This window comes from Streptomyces sp. Ru73 (genome assembly GCF_002920575.1).
In the GTDB taxonomy this organism is placed as follows: Bacteria; Actinomycetota; Actinomycetes; order Streptomycetales; family Streptomycetaceae; genus Streptomyces.
This window is the reverse complement of sequence record NZ_PQSQ01000074.1, coordinates 21,328-40,487: the sequence shown is the minus strand read 5'-3', so window position 1 is coordinate 40,487 and position 19,160 is coordinate 21,328. Positions and strand designations below refer to the sequence as shown.

Here is a 19,160-nt window from a genome sequence, read left to right as displayed (position 1 = left end):
GCGCAATTCCGCGCCGGGCAGCGCGGTCCCGGCGACGGGTAGCACGATTCCGCGACGCAGCCCGGCCCGCCCGGTCCCGCTGCGGGGCGCGTCGGGCGCACCCACGCGTGGCGCCTCCGGCCCCCTCCGCCTGCCTTCCGGCCGCCTCCCATCCGCCCCCGCCCGCCTTTCAGCTGCCTTCCACTCGCCTTCCACCTGCCCTCGTACCTGGCCGTTCCCCGCCCGGTACCTGCCCGGCACCTGCTCCAAAGCGCCACGCCGGGCCGCGTACGCGCCACAAATAGATCGTTCCGCGCCACCCTTCGGACGCCGCTCCGGAGTCCGTCCTCCGCCCCCTCCGGGCCGCCGTCAGGGGGCGGATCCAGCCCCCGCACGGCACCCGTACGGCCCCCGCGCGGACCGGATCTCGCAGAACCCGGGCACGACGCAGCGTCGAAGACGCCGCGCGAACGCGTTGTTTCTGCCACGATTCCGATGGGGCGGGGACACGGGGCGCTCAGGCGCCGCCCTCGCCCGGCCCGGATACGCCTCTGACCAGTGGGAGAGTCACGGTGTACTTCGCCGCACTGCTCGCGCGCACCGAAGACGGGTGGGAAGCGAGCGATACAGAGCTCGACGATGTGGAGACGCTTGCCGACCTGGCCGACCTGGCCCGGCAGGCGGCGGTCGACGACGACACGGTGGTGGCGTTCATCGAGCAGGAGGGCGCGTGGTTCGGCGTCGTCCGGGTGGACGGCGAGGACGACCCGCGCGTCTTCGTCTCGAACGCCGCCGCCGCGTCCCGCAGCTCGTACGGCGCCATGCTGACCGACGAGCTGATCGGCCGCGACGAGGAAGCCCCGGAGGACCTCGACGATCTGACCAACCTGGACGGTACGGAAGACGGTGAGCCCGAGGGCGCCGGGGACGAGGCGGAGACCGCCGCCGACGACCCGGTACCGGCGGGACCGCTCGGCGACGTCGAGCTGCTCGACGACCTCGGCGTCACCGGCAAGGACCTGCTGACGTTCGACAGCGACGGCGACGCGCTGGGCGAGATCGCCGACGCGCTGGGCTGCACGGACGTGCTGGAGGCGGTGCGGTGACGGCCGGGGAGCGGCGCACCGCCGGCCGCTCCCCGCGTCCACCCGCCGCGGGCCGGCGCGTACTCACCGCGGGACGCTCCGTCCCGCCGCGGGACCTCGTGCGCCCGCAGCAGGCTTCCGTATGACCGTTGCGGGGGCTGTGACCGTTGCGGGGGCTGCGTACGCCCGCGGCGGGGTTTTCGTATGCCCGCGGCGGGGCTGCTCCCGGGCGGTGTGCGGCGTGGCGTCGCCGACACTGTTGTCATGACCGACGCACAGCCCGCCGCGGTCCCGGCGGCCCCCGCACCCGATCCGTTGCGCGACCCGTGGGCCGCGCCCATGCGGCAGGCCCTGGCCGAGGCCGCGCTCGCCCCCGGGACCGGTGACGTCCCAGTGGGCGCCGTCGTGCTGTCCGCCGACGGCCGAGTGATCGGTACCGGCCACAACGCGCGCGAGGCCACCGGCGACCCCACGGCACACGCCGAGGTGCTCGCCCTCCGGGCCGCGGCCCGCACGCTCCAGGAGGAGGCGACGCGCGCGGCCTCTTCGGGAACGGACGATGGCGCCGCACCCGCGGACGGTGGCGCCGCACCCGCGGACGGTGGCGCCGTACGCCGGTCCACCGACTGGCGGCTGACCGGCTGCACCCTCGTGGTCACGCTCGAGCCGTGCACGATGTGCGCGGGCGCGATCGTGCTGTCCCGGGTCGACCGGGTGGTCTACGGTGCCCGGGACGAAAAGGCGGGCGCGGCCGGCTCCCTCTGGGACGTCGTACGTGACCGACGCCTCAACCACCGCCCCGAAGTGATCACCGACGTACTGGCCGACGACTGCGCGGCCCTCCTCACCGATTTCTTCCGCTCCCGCTGAACGGGGCCCCGGCGCGCCGAGCAGAACGCAGCACACGGCCGCCGCCCTTCGGGGGAGCGAGGCCCGCAGGACTGTAAGGACGGCGCTGCACCGGGCCCACGGGAGCGGGCCCCGCGGCACCCGGAGGCAGCCGCATCCGCATTACCTGGAAGGGACGGGGCCGCCGCTCTACGGATGGGACGGGGCCGCCGCTCTATGGGAGAGGCCGGGACCGCCGCTCTACGGATGGGCCGGGATCAGCGCTCCATCGACGCTCTCCGGAGGGCCGTTCCGGCCCGCTGCGCACGCGCCTCCCGGAACCGATTTCGGTGCACGGCCCCTCATGGGCTAGGCTCTGCCTCGGTAGCGTGTCCGAGCGGCCGAAGGAGCGCGCCTCGAAAGCGCGTGAGGGGGCAACTCCTCCGTGGGTTCAAATCCCACCGCTACCGCTCGCACGAAGGGCCCGACTCATCGAGTCGGGCCCTTCGTCGTATCCGGACCCCATGGCCCGCACCGCAGCCGGGAGGAGCACGGTGCGAGCCCCGCAGAGGGGGCCGGTCCCCGCCCCGCGGACTCCTGCCAGATCCGCCGGGCTCCCCTCCAGCCTGCGGCCCCGCCCCGGCCCAACGGGCCGCCGAACGGCCCCGATCGGGAGGACTTTCGTCCCCGCGGCCGCCCTGAGGTGGCTGAGGCGGCCCCGGCGCGGCTGTCTCCGTGGGGCCGGTGTGGTTAAACTCGCCCGACCGCACCGGGCGGGAACCGCCGGTCAAAGCCGTAGGGGAGACGGGGACGAATGGTGGAAACGAAGAAGATCGCGCTGTACGTGGTCGTCGTCTTCGTCCTGTACACGATCGTCACGTCCCCCACCCGGGCCGCCGATCTCGTCCAGATAGGGTTCGAGGGCATTTCGGACGCCGCCCAGGGCGTCGGCCAGTTCATGACCTCGCTGATCCAGTAGCTGACGCAGTAGCCGAGGGCAGTACCGCACTCCGCGGCCACCGTTCCCGGCGCCGGCCGCGGCGCCGCAGAAACGATCCATCGGGCGCGCCCGCCCGTAGGCCCACACTCCAGCACGCCCGTACGTACGCACTCACGGAGGCTCGCCCATGATCCGCCACCTGGTCCTGTTCAAGCTCAACGAGGGTGTCGAGCGCGACGAGCCGCGGGTCGCGGCCGGCGTGAAGGCGTTCCAGGAGCTCGGTGACCTCATTCCCGACCTGGAGTTCTGGGAGTGCGGCTGGAACGTCACCGACCGCCCGATCGCGTACGACTTCGCGATCAACTCGGCCGTCGCCGACAAGGACGCGCTGACCCGCTACCTGGAGCACCCGGCCCACCAGGCGGGCGTCCGCCAGTGGGCGGAGTTCGCCACCTGGGTGATCGCCGACTACGAGATCTGACCGCGGCCCGGAGACACCCGTCTCCCCGCCGGCCCTCGGGGCCGGCAGTGCCCCTCGCCCCCGCGGGCGAGGGGTTTCTTCATGCCTGCCCCGCGGCCGAAGCGCCCGAGGGCGCCCACGTCCCCGGCATCCGCCCGGCGCTCACCCCATCACCCCGTACAACCCCGCTCGCTTCCTCACCACCTTGCGCGCGCCCGTCACCGCCGCCTCCTCGCCGCACTCCGCTCCCGCTTTCCCACCCAACTGCCGCTCAACACGGCGTTATGCGGTGCTTGCACACAGTGCACATGTCTTGTGATGCTATGACCGCTTTTGCCGGACAAGTCCGTTATGAACGATCTCGTCCGGCGCGAGCCCGACCCGACACAGCCCGACCCGACACAGCCCGGCCCGGTGAACCCAGCCCGGTGAACCCGGTCCGGCACACCCGGCCCGACACCAAGCCCAGCCGACGACCAGCCCAGCTCCACCCGCAACCCAGCTAGACCCCCAGCCCAGTCCGACACAAGGCCCAGTCCTGCGAAGGGGAGGCGTGACCGTGACGGCCCGTACTGCACCGAAGGCGCCATCCCGCCAGAGCCGGAGTGCGGACACCCGGGCGCTCACCCAGGTCCTCTTCGCCGAGCTGGCCGGGCTGGAGCCGGGCACGCCCGAGCACGCCCGCGTACGCGACGCGCTGATCGAGGCCAACCTCCCGCTCGTCCGGTACGCCGCCGCCCGCTTCCGCAGCCGCAACGAGCCCATGGAAGACGTCGTACAGGTCGGCACCATCGGCCTGATCAACGCGATCGACCGGTTCGACCCGGACCGCGGCGTGCAGTTCCCCACCTTCGCGATGCCGACCGTCGTCGGCGAGATCAAGCGGTACTTCCGGGACAACGTGCGCACCGTCCACGTACCGCGCCGCCTGCACGAACTGTGGGTACAGGTGAACGGCGCCACCGAGGACCTGACCGTGCTGCACGGCCGGTCCCCCACCACCGCCGAGATCGCCGAGCGGCTGAAGATCGGCGAGGAGGAGGTGCTCGCGTGCCTGGAGGCCGGCCGGTCGTACCACGCGACGTCCCTCGAGGCCGCGCAGGAGGGCGACGGGCTCCCGGGGCTCCTCGACCGCCTCGGTTACGAGGATCCGGAGCTGGCCGGCGTGGAACACCGCGACCTGGTGCGCCACCTCCTGGTCCAGCTCCCGGAGCGCGAGCAGCGCATCCTCCTGCTCCGCTACTACAGCAACCTGACCCAGTCCCAGATCAGCGCGGAGCTGGGCGTGTCCCAGATGCACGTCTCCCGGCTGCTGTCCCGGAGCTTCGCCCGGTTGAGATCCGCAAACAGGATCGACGCCTAACCAGGACGGAGTACGGACCCCGCGGTCGCACCACGCCTTCCTGCAGGGATATGTCGACATGGCGCTACAGCGTGTTGCCGACATGTGACATTCTGCAGGAACCGCGTTTGCCGCGGCGCTGCCTCCGGTATTCAGGTGGAGGCTGAACTCTTCGCTCCGCAAGGGGCGGAAGAGGCGCACCGGCGACCCGACCGCGACCTCAAGGGGGTGGCATGTCCGTAGAACTGGGCAGCTCCAAGGTGCTCCCCGCACCAGCACCGCATGTGCACGACGACGACGTGCATGACGACGCCCTCAACACCCGTACGCTTTCCCGCTCCCTCTTCCTGCGGCTTGCCACGCTCGACAAGGACAGCGTGGAGCGTACGTACGTCCGCGACACGCTCATCGAACTGAACCTGCCGCTGGTGCGCTACGCAGCCGCCCGCTTCCGCAGCCGCAACGAGCCCATGGAGGACATCGTCCAGGTCGGCACGATCGGCCTGATCAAGGCGATCGACCGGTTCGACTGCGAACGCGGCGTGGAATTCCCGACGTTCGCCATGCCCACCGTCGTCGGCGAGATCAAGCGCTTCTTCCGCGACACGTCGTGGTCCGTACGCGTCCCGCGCCGCCTGCAGGAGCTGCGCCTGGCCCTCACGAAGGCCAGCGACGACCTGTCCCAGCAGCTCGACCGCTCCCCCACCGTCTCCGAACTCGCCGCCTGCCTCGGCGTGTCCGAGGAGGACGTGGTCGACGGCCTCGCGGTCGGCAACGCCTACACCGCCTCCTCCCTCGACTCCCCCTCCCCCGAGGAGGACGGCAGCGAGGGCTCCCTCGCGGACCGCCTCGGCTACGAGGACAGCGCCCTGGAGGGCGTGGAGTACCGCGAGTCCCTCAAGCCCCTGCTGGCCAAACTCCCGCCGCGGGAGCGCCAGATCATCATGCTCCGCTTCTTCGCGAACATGACGCAGTCCCAGATCGGCGAGGAGGTCGGCATCTCCCAGATGCACGTCTCCCGCCTTCTGACCCGCACCCTCGCCCAACTCCGTGACGGCCTGACCACGGACTGACGACGCGACGCCCCCCGGGCACCAGGGAAGCTCCCGGCCCGGGGCAGAACCACGCCCTCGCTCTCCCCTGCTTCTTTCCCCGTCGCACGCCTGTACACCTGACGCCCCGTCAGCAACACTGGCCCGATGCGACGGACGACAGTTGGCGCGTCGACGGGTGTGTTGCTGTTACTGGCTGCCCTGCTGGCCGCCTGCGGCGGCGGCGAGAACCAACAGGGCTACGTCGCGATGGGCCCGTCCGACACCAGCCGGGCCCCGGCCGAGCCGGTGGCGCCGACGGATGACGTCACCCTGACACCATTGGACGGCGGTGCCGGTGCCGGTGGCGGTGATACCGGCGACAGTCGCACCGGTGGCGGTGACAGAGGCACCGGTGGCGGTGGCGGTGACACGGGCCGTGACGCCGGCTCTCCGGGCTCAGCGGCCTCCCCCGGCGCGCCTGACGGCCACTCACCCGCCGCACCGGGCGACGGAGCAACCCACGAGCCCCCTCCGGACGCCCCGGAACCCTCGGACCGCCCCCATCCCCCGTCCGGCAACGGCGATGGCGATGGCAACGGCACGACCTCTCCCCCTCCCCACTCCCCCTCACCCGACGACGACTCCCCCGCCCTCCTCAAAGTCTCCGCCCCGGATCTGACCGACACCGACGACCGCTGGTGCGAAAAGGTCACCCTGCGCTTCCGCAACACCGGCGGCCGCCCCGTACGGTCCGGCACCCTCACCTTCAAGACCCACATCATCGGCGGCCTGGGCATCGACTGGGACACCCGCAAGACGACCCGCGACCTCCCGGCCCCGATCCCCGCCGGCGAATCGAAGAAGCACGCCTGGAAGATCTGCGTAGCCGCCTGGCGCGTCCCCCTCGGCATGCACATCGACACGAAGGACGTCGACGTGGAGTGGAAGTGACGGGCTGTTTCTCCGCCCCCGTCGGCTCGGAATGCCCTTGGCACGCTGTCAGATGCGAGTGCGAACATGTGACGCATGAGTTCCAGTGGGGCGGGGGACACCGCAGGTGCTGATGAGGGGGCAGGACGCCGACCGCGGCTGCAGGACCTGCTGCGCCAGGCCGATGCCGAGGCAGTAGCGCGGGAGCAGCGGACGGCCGACGCGCCTGCCGCCGGTACGGACGAAGAGCGGACGCAGGCGCACCGTACGCAGCAGGAACCGCAAACGCAGCTGTCGCAGGACCACGACGGGACGGCGGCCCACCGCCCCGACGCCGCGCCCGGGCAATCCGCTCCCGAGGCCCAGGAGCCATCGGCCCCGGGCGGCACCCCGACCGAAGAAACGGTCACCCGCGAGAAGCGGGCCTTCGCCGCGCGACTGGGTGAGTTCCGCCGTACGGCCGTTCTCGTCCCGTCCCTCGACGGGGACCTCATGACCGCGACCTACGGCGGCATCCGCTGGATCTACGCCTTCAGCGACGAGGCGGCTCTCGCCCGTTTCGCCGTCGCGGCCGGCTGGGAGCCGCCGCCCGCGGACGGCCTGGAGTTCCTCTCCGTGTACGGCGCCCGCCTGCTGGACGTGGTGATTCCTGCGACCGGCCGGCCGACGGGCGTGGCCCTGGACGTCGCGGACGCGGAAACGGGCGGCTGCGTCATGTTCCCGCCGGTACTCGGCATCGTCCCGGACGAGGCGGCCCTCGACGGGGAGAACGGCGAGGCGCTCGCGGCGGCCGCCGCTGCCGAGGACGAGGCCGCCACCGCTGCCACTACCGAGGCCGACGCCGGGGCCTCGGCACCGGACCGGGCCACCGGCGCGGGCGACGGAGGGACGACCGCATGAGCGGCCCGCAGCCCGAGATGAGCGACGAGCTGAGGGACCTCCACGTCTCGCCGTCCGCCATCAAGAAGATCACCGACGGCATCAACGGCGCCATCGACGAACTGCAGGAGGTCGGCCAGGCGGGCAGCGCGGAGGTCGGCCGCGGCTTCGCCGACCTCGCCCTGACCGGCATGGAGACCGGTTACGCCGATCTCACCGCGAAGTTCGCGTCGTTCTGCGAACGCTGGGAGTGGGGCGTGCGCTCCCTCGTGAAGGAAGCCCTGGACTTCGCCGACCGCGCGGGCCTCTCGGCGGGGCTCCTGCACGAGGCGGACGACTACATCAAGGGCACGCTGAAGGTCGGCTGGACGGCCGCGATGGGCAACCCTCACCTGTCCGAGGAGGAAGCCGTAAAGCGCAGCTGGGGCGACACCTTCGAGGACAACCCGATCCACAACCTGGCCAACCCCGACTACAGCGCCAGGTCCGCCCTGGAGGCGCAGCAGAACATCGAGGACACGTGGAAGGCCACGGCACACGACCTCGGTTCCGGCGGCATGATCGGCACGCAGTACGGCGCGTACGCGGAAGCCGCCGGTTACGGGGACGAGTACCGGGCCGCGGTCGACGACCTGGCCCCTGACGAGCAGCCCGACGGCGGCGGCCCCGGGGGGCACGGGGGCGGCGCCGAGCACGGGGACGGCGCCAGGCACGGGGACAGCAGCACTGAGCACGGGGGACGCAACAACTGATGGCCTGGGACGACTGGATACCGGACGGCGTCAAGGACGGCGTGAACGATGTCGCCGACAAGATCGGCGACGCGTACGAGGACGGCCAGAAGGCCATCGGCAGGGGCATCGACCACTACAGCGACCGGCTGGCCCACACCATGGACGAGGCCGGCTGGGACAGCGGCGCCGACTGGGTGCGCAGCAAGGGCGACTCGGTCGCCAACCGCCTCGGCGCCGAGGTCGACGAGTGGGACCTCGGCGAGACCGAGGACCCGAAGAAGCTGGTTCACGGCAGCGTGAGCAAGATCCGCGCCACGGCCAAGCACCTCACCGACTTCCAGAAGGCGTTCGACAAGGTCGCCTCCGGCATGCGGCAGCTGGACTCCGGTGAGTGGCGCGGCCAGGCCGCCGACGCGTTCCGCAAGAAGTTCGCGATGCACCCCACCAAGTGGGCGCACGCCGCCGACGCCTGCGAGAAGGCGGCCAAGGCGCTGTCCGACTTCGCGGACACCGTCGAGTGGGCCCAGGAGCAGGCCAAGGCCGCGATCGACGAGTACAAGAAGGGCCAGGAGGCCACCGCCAGGGCGCGTACCGCGCACGCGAAGGACGTGGCCGCGTACGAGAAGGACCTGCAGAGTTACAAGGACGCGCAGGACGCGGGCAAGGATCCGGGCAAGCGCCCCACCGACCCGGGCGACTTCACCCACGACCCGGGCAAGGCCCTGCGCGACGCCGCCCAGGACAAGCTCGACCAGGCACGCAAGCAGCGCAACACGGCCGGCGCCCACGCGGTGACCTCGGTCGACGCCGCCCTCGCCCACGCCCCGGAAAAGCCGGAGTTCACGGACCGGCTGGGCATGGAGGCGTACGACAAGATCGAGAGCGCGCCGATGGAGCTCCTGCACTTCCAGGGGGGCTTCGCGAAGGGCGCTTTCGGCATGGTGTCCTTCGCCCGCTCCCTCACGCCGATGGACTCCTACAACATTTCCCATCCGTCCGAATTCGCCATGTCACTGAATTCCACGGCCGCCGGCCTGGTCGGCATGGCGAACCACCCGGAGCGGCTCCCCGCCGCGCTCATCGGCACGGGCTGGAGCCATGACGCGTCGGAGGCCAAGGGCCGGCTGGCATTCGACGCCGTCGTGGACGTCCTCACGGGCGGCGCGGGCGCGGCGGCGAGCGGCGCGTCCCGCACGGGCAGGGCAGCGGCGCATGTCGCCGAGGACGCCATGGAACACGGTGGCGGCCGCGCGTTGCGCGAGGGGGCCGAGGAGGCCGGAGAGAGCTCGGCGCGCCGCCACTTGGACGATGCCGACGAGGGAGCAGGGGGTCGCGCCGACGACCAGAAGGTCTGCCTGAAAGACCCGGTCGACATGGCCACCGGCCGGATGGTGCTGCCGCAGACGGACCTGAGTCTGCCGGCCGCCGGTCTGCCGCTGGTCTTCCGCCGTACCTTCGAGTCTTCGTACCGCGCCGGGCGCTGGTTCGGACCGTCGTGGACCTCCACCGTGGACGTGCGCCTGGAGATCGACGCCCGGGGCGTCATCTTCGTGCGCGAAGACGGCTCCATGCTGTCCTACCCGCATCCCGTTCCGGGTGTTCCCACCTGTTCCGAGGACGGAGACGCCTGGCCCCTGGAGCGTGAAGCCGATGGTGGTTACGTCGTCACCGATCCGGCCACCGGCCGCACCTGGTTCTTCTCCCCGCCCGCCGATGGCGCCGCGGACGGCATCGCCCTGCTGGAACAGGTCTCGCACCGCGGCGGCCACTGGCTGACCTTCGCGTACGACACGGAAGGCGCCCCCTCGGAGATCGCTCACAGCGGCGGCTACCGGGTCCGGATCAGCACGGGCGGAGACCGTATCACTGCCCTCACCCTCGTGGGCACCGGAGACACGGCGGACGAGGGCGTCGACGTCATCCGGTACGGCTACACAGACGGCAACCTGGCGGAGGTGACCGGTTCCACCGGTGTCCCCCTGCGGTACGGCTACGACGACGAGCACCGCATCACCTCGTGGACCGACACGAACGGTTCCCGGTTCGACTACGAGTACGACGACCGCCACCGCTGTGTCTTCCAGTCCGGCGAGGCAGGTCACATGCGGAACACGTTCCGCTACGACGAAGTCGACGAGGCCACGGGACACCGCATCACCTCGGTCACGGACTCGCTCGGTCACACCACCCGCTTTCTCGTCAACGACCGCACTCAGATCGTCGCCGAGATCAGCCCGACGGGCGGTGTCACCCGCACCGAACGCGACCAGCGGAACCGGGTGCTGTCGGTCACCGACCCGCTGGGCAACACCACCGCGTACGAATACACCGCCGGCGGTGCACTCGCCTGCGTCATCCGGCCCGACGGCACCCGCGCAACCGCCACGTACAACGACCTCGACCTTCCCACCGAGGTCGTCGCCCCGGACGGTGCCGTCTGGCGTCAGGCGTACGACGAGGCGGGCCGCCGCACGTCGGCCACCGACCCGTCCGGGGCCACCACCACCTTCACGTACGACGAACGGGGCCACCTGTCGGGGGTCACCGACGCGAGAGGACACACCACTCGTGTCCGCTGCGACGCGTACGGCCTCCCGACCGCCGTCACCGACCCGCTCGGTGCCACGACCACCTACGTCCGTGACGCCTTCGGCCGCGTCGTGTCCCAAACCGACCCCCTCGGCGCGACCACGCACTACGAGTGGACCGTCGAAGGCCATCTGGCCCGCCGCACGGCCCCCGATGGCACGACCGAGTCCTGGACGTACGACGGCGAAGGCAACTGCCTCACCCACACCGATGCGAACGGCGGCGTCACCCGCTACGAGTACACCCACTTCGACCTGCTCACCGGCCGCACCGACCCGAACGGCGTCCGCCACACGTTCACCTACAACGCCCAGCTCCAGCTGACCAAGGTCACCAACCCCCAGGGCCTGGAGTGGTCGTACGCCTACGACCCGGCGGGCCTGTTGCTGTCGGAGACAGACTTCGACGGCCGCCAGGTGACGTACGACCGCGACCTGGCCGGCCGCCTCGCTGCCCGGACCAGCCCCCTCGGCCACACGACGGTCTACCAGTACGACAAACTCGGCCGCACAACGGCCAAGCGCACGGCCGACGGCGTGACCACCCGCTACACCCACGACCCGAACGGCCGCCCGCTGACCGCGGCGACGCCGGACTGCGAGGTCTCTTGGGCCCGCGACGCACTCGGCCGCATCACAGCCGAAACCGTCAACGGCCGCACGATGTCCTACGCGTACGACGAACTGGGTCGCCGCGTACGACGTACGACTCCGTCCGGCGCGATCGCGACGTACGCCTACGACGCGGCCGGCAACCGCACATCCCTCACGACCTCCGGCCGCACCCTCGATTTCACCCACGACGCGACGGGCCAGGAGCTCACCCGTACCCTCACCGACGGCCTGATCACCCTCCACCAGTCCTGGGACGTGACGGGGCGGCTGACCTCCCAGTCTCTGTACGGCGGCGGCCCGGGCGCCTCGGAAGCCGCGCCTACCGGCCCCGAGCCCCTCCAGCAAAGGGCGTACTCCTACCGCCCCGACGGCTACCTCACCGGCATCGACGACCTGCTGAACGGCCCCCGCCGCTTCGCCCTCGACCCCGTGGGCCGCGTCACGCAGGTCTCCGCACACAACTGGACCGAGACCTACGCCTACGACGAGGCCGGCAACCAGACCCACGCCGATTGGCCCCGCGAGCACGCCAGCGCGGAAGCGACCGGCCCCCGCTCGTACAACGGCACCCGCCTCACCCAAGCCGGCCGCATCCGCTACGAACACGACGAGGCAGGCCGCCTGACTCTGCGCCAGAAGCGCCACCTCTCCGGCAAGCGCGAAACCTGGCACTACACCTGGGACACCGAAGACCGTCTGACGTCCGTCGTCACCCCCGACGGCACCACCTGGCGCTACCTCTACGACCCCCTCGGCCGCCGCACCGCGAAACAACGCCTGTCCCCGGACGGCGAAACCGTCCTCGAGCAGGTGTCCTTCACCTGGGACGGCACGACCCTCACCGAGCAGACGATCTCAACGGGTGACACGACCCCCGCGGTCACGCTCACCTGGGACCACAACGGCCTCGCCCCCATCGCCCAGACGGAACGGATAAGTGCGGCCGAGGCCCCGCAACACGAAATCGACTCCCGCTTCTTCGCCATCATCACCGACCTGGTCGGCACCCCCACCGAACTGGTCTCCCCCGAAGGCGAAATAGCCTGGCGCACGCGCACCACCCTCTGGGGAACCACCACCTGGCCGAGCGACGCAACGGCCTACACCCCACTCCGCTTCCCGGGCCAATACTTCGACCCGGAAACCGGGCTCCACTACAACCATCATAGATACTATGATCCCGCAACCTGTCACTACGTAAGCCCCGACCCTCTCGGTCTGCAACCTGGACCAAACCCAGTCGCCTACGTCAATAACCCTTTCGCGTTCATTGACCCTCTTGGCCTTTCGGGCTGCCCGAAAGACGTCGCACTAGGAATCAGGGAACACGGCCTACGCGAGTTCGCTGACAGAAACAATTTCACCCACTACCTTGACGACTGGGAGACGTGGGAAGCAGAGGTGCGAGCCGCCGCCCACAATCCAGACGTCAGACTTCACATATCCATGGACGGATTCTCAGGCGCAACCGCGGAAGAGAAATTCATGAACGCTTATCGGGCAGGAATGGGAGATGACTGGTTCGCAACCGAGCGTGAGATGTACCACGTAGGCAAGGCGGTGCGCCTGGAGGATCGAACTTGGGATAGCATCACCTTTTACGAAAACGGCAAGCCAGTGACAATTCCAAAGCCAGAGTCCTGGCCAATACCCGGAAAGTGAGTAGGCGATGAAAGAAGTCGCATCATGGGAGCGCAAGTTTCAAGTTTGGCAATATTCCGTAAGCCACTCCACACTCCTCTTGCGCAGCGTTCACCCGCAGCTCTATGAAACACGAATTGACATTCTATTCCCTGCGGTATCTTTCATGCAGCTACGCCCCAGTTACGACACGCTCACAATCTCCGAAGCCGATGAAAGCGAAACGGAGGAGCTGCTGCCGAGCGGCGTCAACGCCAGCGAGCCCGGGAATCTTTACGTAATCAACCACGGGCAAGGTTATGTGATGGCACCCAAGTGCTCCTGGTTCGAAGACCAAGGAGATCACAGGGCTCCGTCGAAATTCGGCCCGCTGCGAGGTACGAAATAGAACGCGCCAAACGGCGGGTGAGCTCCGCTTCTCAGTCCGAGCGGGACAATGCGTAGCAGGTGACGCTTACCGCTATCGGTTGCAGCGACCTCGCGGAGAGCCCTGTGGGCGTCTCTCGTTCCCGCGAACTGGACCTCGCTGATGAGGTGGTGGGGTGGGTAGTCGCCGGTGGTGATTCGTTGGCGGAGGGCTTCGGCGATTTGGGTCCACTTGGGGCGGGTGGGGTCGAAGTCGGGTGGCGGTGGCAGGGTCATGCGTCCGCCGGAGTGGGCGTGAGGTCTTCCGGGGGGCGCTGCGAGACGAAGGTGCCGGCGCCGGGTTGGGTGTGGGTCAGGCCCTCCGCGCGCAGGCTGCGGTGCACCTTTTGGGAAGTGGAGGTGGCGATGCCGAACTCTGCCGAGAGAGCCAGGACGGACGGTACGCGGGAACCCGGCGTGTAAGTGCCGTCGGCGATGCGCCTGCGGAGTACGTCAGCGACCTGACGCCAGCGGGGCCGGTCCGGTTCGAAGTCCACGCGCCGGACCGTACGCCTCCTAGGCGCACGGAAGCGTTTCTTCGGGGCGCCCTTCACCCGTCGTGGGGACTCTCGGCCAGCTTCTCCGCTGCGCTCTTCGTCACGAAGGAGCCCATGCCGACCTGTGTCTGGATCAGCCCCTCGGCACGCAGTCCGCGGTGGACCTTCTGACCGGTGGACGTGGCGATGCCGAATTCCTCCAGCATCTCGGCCACGGACGGCACTCGCGTACCGGGTGGGTAAGTGCCGTCCTCTATACGCGCGCGGATGATCCTCGCCACTTGGCGCCATCGCGGCTCGTCCGGTGCAAACTCCATCACGGGACCAAGGTAAGCAGCCCACGCCATACCACGCGAGACGTAGCTACGGTGCCTAGGCAAGCTAGGGGTAGCAGACCGCGGTAGACCAGATGCCAAGACCCCGGCGGCTGCGGCAACAGCCCCGGGGTGTGGCCAACGCCGAACCAGTAACAGGAGCGTCGACATGCGTCACCGTATCGTTCGCGTCGGGACATGGGTGAGGGGTTTGTTCTCTCGGCCCGTACAGGCACCGTCCGTCGCCCTTCACCTCCCTCCTGCCGCCCCCGCAACCGGTATTGCTCCCCCGCGGACGGTCGACGAGTTGATCGACGGGGACGCGTCGCGGCTCGTGCGGCCGTATGTCGTCAGTTGTGAGCGGCAGGCTCGGGAGCGGGCCAGGCAGCTCTTCGCGTACGACGGTCAGTTCTCGGTGTACGCGGCGTGAGCGGCCACGAGCGGTTGCGGCTGCTCCCCTGGGCCGGGGGCGACGGGCGGCGGTGTTATCTGTCGACGGATGCGGACGGGGGCGGGTACGTCGCTCGGCTGGCGGATGAGGTGGAGGCCGTGCAGCTCGCCATGGGGGCCCGGATGGTCGAGCGGGCGAGTGAGGTGCTGGGCGCGTCGGGGCGTGAGCGCCGGGCTCGGGCCAATGAGCTGCGGTGCGTGGCGTACGGGCTCGCGGAGGCGCTGCGGGACGCGTTGCGGATCGCGGAGAGCCGGGGTGGGCGGATCCCCCGGTAGCCCTGCCGGGGCCCCCGGGGCCGGAGAACGGGGCCGGGCCTGCCGAATGGCTCATGACCTCATGCGGCGCGCCCGGGCGCGGGTGAGGGTGAGCCCAAGGAAGGGGGGTTCGCGAGAGGAGAGAGTGATGAGTGCCGCGAAGGATGAGCTGTACGCCCTGGACGTAGCGGACGCGCGGTGGCGAAAGAGCAGCAAGAGCCTGTCGACGGGAGACTGCGTTCAGGTCGCGGAGCTGGCCGGCGGAGCGGTCGCGGTGCGGGATTCGCGGCATCCGGAGCGCGGGGACCTGCGGTTCACGCCCCAGGAGTGGACCGCGTTCTGTGCCGGGGTGCGGGACGGGGAGTTCGACTGAGTAAGCCTGCGCACATGCATGAGGGCTTCTCCCGGGGGTGCCGACGAAGGGCCGTCACCCCCGGGAGAAACCCTGGAGTCGTACGGAGCGGGAAGGGGGACGAGGGGGGAGAGGGGCGCGGCCCCTCGCAGAGGCCGGCCGTCAGCTCAGCGCCAGCCAGGCCGCCGCTGCGATGATCACGATGGCGACCACCACGCCGATGATGATGCCCGCGCGGGGGCCCGAGGAGGACTGCTGGGCGGCCGCGGCGGCGCGGCGGGACTGGGGGGCGCCTTCGTCGACGAAAGCGCGGAACATCTGCGTGCTGCCGGCCGGGTCGTAGTTGCCGTCGGGCGTCTGCGGGTTGTTCGCCATAGGCCGAGACCCTAGCGAACCGGCGGGTAGAGGGGCACCCCTGGTCGTCCGTGTGCGGTGGCGGCCTGCGGGCCGCGGACGTCGGCGGGGAGCCGGCCGGTGGGGAGCAAAGCCTTCGAGGGGGCGTGAAGGAGTGTGTATGCCCTGGGGAAGGCGCCCGCACACCCGTCTGACCTGCGGCTTTGCCCGCCATAGTTGGGGGCTTGACTCATGCACGGTACATCTTTTTGCTTTCCTTTACCTCGCAAACGCACCATTCGTTTGCCTGTGGCAACCAAATGGTTCTATGGTTGCCTCAAGCAACAAAAGATGTGTGGAGGTGCCCATGGCAGCGCAGGGTCAGTACCAGGAGCTGGCCAGGCAACTCACCGCCATCGGCGCTGTGAAACGCGAACTCGGGCGCATCCTGCCCCACGACTGCCCGCCCGCCTCGGTAGGCGTGCTCACCATCCTCGACCGGTACGGCGAGATGCGGATGAGCAAGCTGGCCGAGCTGTTGATGATCGACATGTCGGTGACCAGCCGGCACGTCGCCCACATCGCGGAGCGCGGCTGGATCGAGCGGGAGCCCGACCCCCTGGACAAGCGTTCCAGGCTGCTGCGACTGACACCCCGCGGACGTGAGCTCCTCGCCGAGCTGGCCGTCCGCTACACAGACTCCCTCGCCCGGTACCTCGACGACTGGTCCGACGACGACGTCGGCCGGCTGAACGAGCTGCTCGCGAAGTTGCACGAGAGCTTCGGCGACTGCCGCACCCGGGCGGGACACGACCACACCACCCGTACATCAGCAGGATGAGAAGGAATTACATGGCTACAACCACACCAGCCGGTGTGCGGGGCGGCCACGCCAAGCACGGAGGCGGGGACGCCTCCGCCGGAGCCCCCATGACGCACCGTCAGATCATGGAGGCGCTGTCCGGGCTGCTGCTCGGTATGTTCGTCGCCATTCTTTCTTCGACGATCGTGTCGAACGCGCTGCCGCAGATCATCCACGATCTGAACGGCGGGCAGAGTGCCTACACGTGGGTCGTGACGGCCTCGCTGCTGGCGATGACGGCGACCACCCCGCTGTGGGGCAAGCTCTCCGACCTGTTCAGCAAGAAGCTGCTGGTGCAGCTGGCGCTGGTCATCTACGTCGGTGGCTCGGTCGTCGCCGGCCTCTCCCAGAACAGCGGCATGCTGATCGCCTGCCGTGTCGTGCAGGGCATAGGCGTGGGCGGTCTCTCCGCCCTGGCCCAGATCGTGATGGCCGCGATGATCTCCCCGCGTGAGCGCGGGCGGTACAGCGGCTACCTCGGCGCCGTCTTCGCCGTGGCCACCGTCGGCGGCCCGCTGCTCGGCGGTGTCATCACCGACACCTCGTGGCTCGGCTGGCGCTGGTGCTTCTACGTCGGCGTGCCCTTCGCGGTGATCGCGCTGATCGTGCTGCAGAAGACCCTGAAGCTGCCGGTGATCAAGCGGCAGGTCAAGGTCGACTGGGCGGGTGCCTTCTTCATCAGCGCGGCGGTCTGCCTGCTGCTGGTGTGGGTCACCCTGGCCGGCGACAAGTACGACTGGCTGTCCTGGCAGACCGCTGCCATGGTCGGCGGCTCCGTCGTGCTCGCGTTGATCTTCGTCCTCGTCGAGTCCAAGGCGAGCGAGCCGATCATCCCGCTGCGGCTGTTCCGGAACAAGACGATCACGCTGGCCTCGCTGGCCTCGCTGTTCGTCGGTATCGCGATGTTCTCCGGCACCGTGTTCTTCAGCCAGTACTTCCAGCTGGCGCGCGGCAAGTCGCCGACGATGTCCGGCGTGATGACCATCCCGATGATCGCGGGTCTGTTCGTCTCGTCGACCGTGTCGGGCCAGATCATCACCAAGACCGGCAAGTGGAAGGCCTGGCTGGTCTCCGGTGGCGTGCTGCTGACCGCGGGCCTCGGCCTGCTGGGCACGATCCGGTACGACACCGAGTACTGGCACGTCGCGATCTTCATGGCCCTGATGGGTCTCGGCATCGGCATGATGATGCAGAACCTGGTGCTGTGCACGCAGAACCAGGTCGCCCCGCAGGACCTCGGCTCCGCCTCGTCCGTCGTCACCTTCTTCCGCTCCCTCGGCGGTGCGGTGGGTGTCTCGGCGCTCGGTGCGGTGCTGGCAACCCGAGTCACGCACTACGTCAAGGACGGCCTGGCCGACCTCGGCCCGGCTGCCGCGAAGGCGGCGAGCCAGGCCGGCGGCTCCGGTGGCGGCATTCCGGATCTGGACGCCCTTCCGGCTCCGTTCCGTACGGTGATGGAGAGTGCCTATGGGCACGCTGTTGCGGACATCTTCCTCATCGCCGCACCCTGCGCGCTCCTCGCCTTCCTTCTGACGCTCTTCATCAAGGAGGTCGCCTTGAAGACCAAGGGTGGACTGGCCCAGTCCTCCGACGACGGCTCGGACGCCACGGCGCCCGAGAACACCGCGGACGCCGCGACCGCTCCGGCTGCCGCTCCGGCCGCCGCCTCGGCCCCGGCCGCCGCCTCGGCCACCTCGACCGAGGCACTGGAGCCGGCCCTGGTCGGCGCCCCGTCCGTCGCCCCGGACGAGCACGCCCCGTCCTGGGCGCAGCCCCAGCCGGCCGCGGCCGCCCAGGCCCAGCCGCTGGCGGCGTACGCCTCCGCCGGCGACCCCGGCACCCCGGAGGGCCCGGCCATCACCGGCTTCGTCCGGAACGCCGACGGCCAGCCGGTGCCGCGCTCCGCTGTCACGCTGATCTCCCTCAGCGGCCGCCAGCTGGGCCGCTCGGTGGCCCAGGCCAACGGCTCGTACGCGCTGAACGCCCCCGGCGCCGGCTCGTACGTCCTGATCGCGGCCGCCGACGGCCACCAGCCGCAGGCGTCCACGGTCGTCGTCGGCGACCAGCCGGTCGGCTACGACATCCTGCTCAGCGGCACCAGCGGCCTGCGCGGCCAGGTCCGCAGCGTGGTCACCGGCGAGCCGGTGGACGGCGCGATGGTCGTGGTCACCGACATCCGCGGTGAGGTGCTGGCCACCGGCAAGACCGGTGCCGAGGGTGCCTTCGTCTTCAACGACCTGGCCGCCGGTACGTACACCGTCGCGGTGAACGCCACCGATTTCCGGCCGACCGCCCAGCCGGTCGAGGTCAGCGGCCAGGGCACCACCCGCGTCGAGATCGCGCTGCAGTCCGGCGCCCGCGTCCAGGGCGTCGTGCGGGCCGGTGCGGACCGCCGTCCCCTGCCGGACGCGCGGGTCACGCTGGTCGACGCGGCCGGCAACGTGGTCGCCACCTCCACGACCGGTGAGGACGGCGCGTACGCCTTCACCGACCTGGACACCGGCGACTACACGGTGATCGCCAGCGGGTACCCGCCGGTGGCCAACGCGCTGTCGGTGGACGCGAGCGGCGTCGACGGTTACGACGTCGAGCTGGCCCACCCGGGCGACTGAGCCGGGCCGGGCGGTAGAGCCAACG

The 19,160-nt window shown here is 70.1% G+C and carries 18 protein-coding genes and 1 tRNA gene; 16 read left to right on the top strand and 3 right to left on the bottom strand.

Going from position 1 to position 19,160, the window contains the following annotated elements; genetic code table 11:
• Positions 1-551: 551 nt before the first annotated feature.
• From C3486_RS26490 to C3486_RS36995, 12 genes are all read left to right on the top strand, one after another.
• The gene (locus tag C3486_RS26490; protein ID WP_103835271.1) at positions 552-1,085 is read left to right on the top strand and encodes a hypothetical protein; all 534 of its coding nucleotides are present in this window, start codon (positions 552-554) and stop codon (positions 1,083-1,085) included.
• 243 nt (positions 1,086-1,328) lie between these two features.
• A complete protein-coding gene (locus C3486_RS26485; protein WP_258053006.1) occupies positions 1,329-1,934 on the top strand; it encodes a nucleoside deaminase in 606 nt (201 codons plus the stop codon).
• Positions 1,935-2,275: 341 nt separating this feature from the next.
• Positions 2,276-2,362 (top strand) — tRNA-Ser (locus C3486_RS26480).
• 344 nt (positions 2,363-2,706) lie between these two features.
• The gene (locus tag C3486_RS37475; RefSeq protein WP_181138704.1) at positions 2,707-2,871 is read left to right on the top strand and encodes a hypothetical protein; all 165 of its coding nucleotides are present in this window, start codon (positions 2,707-2,709) and stop codon (positions 2,869-2,871) included.
• A gap of 148 nt (positions 2,872-3,019) precedes the next feature.
• Positions 3,020-3,313: a Dabb family protein gene (locus C3486_RS26475; RefSeq protein WP_030615632.1), complete on the top strand. Its 294-nt coding sequence runs from the start codon at positions 3,020-3,022 to the stop codon at positions 3,311-3,313.
• A 532-nt stretch (positions 3,314-3,845) separates the two neighbouring features.
• Positions 3,846-4,655, top strand: a complete 810-nt coding sequence (locus C3486_RS26470) for an RNA polymerase sigma factor SigF (RefSeq protein ID WP_103835270.1) — start codon at positions 3,846-3,848, stop codon at positions 4,653-4,655.
• A gap of 212 nt (positions 4,656-4,867) precedes the next feature.
• Positions 4,868-5,707 (top strand): RNA polymerase sigma factor SigF, encoded by an 840-nt coding sequence (locus C3486_RS26465; protein ID WP_103835269.1) that lies wholly within the window; start codon positions 4,868-4,870, stop codon positions 5,705-5,707.
• Between the two features lie 126 nt (positions 5,708-5,833).
• Positions 5,834-6,619 carry a hypothetical protein gene (locus tag C3486_RS26460; protein WP_103835268.1) on the top strand — a complete coding sequence of 262 codons (786 nt, stop codon included), beginning with the start codon at positions 5,834-5,836 and terminating at the stop codon, positions 6,617-6,619.
• 75 nt (positions 6,620-6,694) lie between these two features.
• Positions 6,695-7,498, top strand: coding sequence for a hypothetical protein (locus C3486_RS38610; RefSeq protein ID WP_181138703.1), 804 nt, complete (start codon positions 6,695-6,697; stop codon positions 7,496-7,498).
• Entirely contained in the window at positions 7,495-8,229 is a 735-nt protein-coding gene (locus C3486_RS26450; RefSeq protein WP_103835267.1) for a hypothetical protein, read from the top strand. The genes C3486_RS38610 and C3486_RS26450 overlap by 4 nt, the downstream gene beginning before the upstream one ends.
• The gene (locus C3486_RS26445; protein ID WP_103835266.1) at positions 8,229-13,076 is read left to right on the top strand and encodes a putative T7SS-secreted protein; all 4,848 of its coding nucleotides are present in this window, start codon (positions 8,229-8,231) and stop codon (positions 13,074-13,076) included. The genes C3486_RS26450 and C3486_RS26445 overlap by 1 nt, the downstream gene beginning before the upstream one ends.
• 7 nt (positions 13,077-13,083) lie before the next feature.
• Positions 13,084-13,443: a hypothetical protein gene (locus tag C3486_RS36995; RefSeq protein ID WP_146075065.1), complete on the top strand. Its 360-nt coding sequence runs from the start codon at positions 13,084-13,086 to the stop codon at positions 13,441-13,443.
• A 250-nt stretch (positions 13,444-13,693) separates the two neighbouring features.
• Here C3486_RS36995 and C3486_RS26440 read toward each other — a convergent pair whose 3' ends face one another.
• Together C3486_RS26440 and C3486_RS26435 are read right to left on the bottom strand one after the other, a co-directional pair.
• Positions 13,694-13,957 (bottom strand): GntR family transcriptional regulator, encoded by a 264-nt coding sequence (locus C3486_RS26440; protein WP_103835265.1) that lies wholly within the window; start codon positions 13,955-13,957, stop codon positions 13,694-13,696.
• 53 nt (positions 13,958-14,010) lie between these two features.
• Positions 14,011-14,274: a GntR family transcriptional regulator gene (locus C3486_RS26435; protein WP_181138706.1), complete on the bottom strand. Its 264-nt coding sequence runs from the start codon at positions 14,272-14,274 to the stop codon at positions 14,011-14,013.
• Between the two features lie 423 nt (positions 14,275-14,697).
• Here C3486_RS26435 and C3486_RS26425 point away from each other — a divergent pair, with 423 nt between their 5' ends.
• Together C3486_RS26425 and C3486_RS26420 are read left to right on the top strand one after the other, a co-directional pair.
• Positions 14,698-14,997 (top strand): hypothetical protein, encoded by a 300-nt coding sequence (locus C3486_RS26425; RefSeq protein ID WP_103835263.1) that lies wholly within the window; start codon positions 14,698-14,700, stop codon positions 14,995-14,997.
• Between the two features lie 127 nt (positions 14,998-15,124).
• A complete protein-coding gene (locus C3486_RS26420) occupies positions 15,125-15,349 on the top strand; it encodes a DUF397 domain-containing protein (protein WP_103835262.1) in 225 nt (74 codons plus the stop codon).
• A 141-nt stretch (positions 15,350-15,490) separates the two neighbouring features.
• On the opposite strand, the gene C3486_RS26415 is transcribed toward C3486_RS26420, so the two are convergent.
• A complete protein-coding gene (locus tag C3486_RS26415) occupies positions 15,491-15,703 on the bottom strand; it encodes a hypothetical protein (RefSeq protein WP_103835261.1) in 213 nt (70 codons plus the stop codon).
• A 325-nt stretch (positions 15,704-16,028) separates the two neighbouring features.
• Between C3486_RS26415 and C3486_RS26410 the strand changes: the two genes are divergently transcribed.
• Positions 16,029-16,502 carry a MarR family winged helix-turn-helix transcriptional regulator gene (locus C3486_RS26410; protein WP_030615608.1) on the top strand — a complete coding sequence of 158 codons (474 nt, stop codon included), beginning with the start codon at positions 16,029-16,031 and terminating at the stop codon, positions 16,500-16,502.
• A gap of 11 nt (positions 16,503-16,513) precedes the next feature.
• Positions 16,514-19,135, top strand: coding sequence for an MFS transporter (locus C3486_RS26405; RefSeq protein WP_103835260.1), 2,622 nt, complete (start codon positions 16,514-16,516; stop codon positions 19,133-19,135).
• Positions 19,136-19,160: the final 25 nt, after the last annotated feature.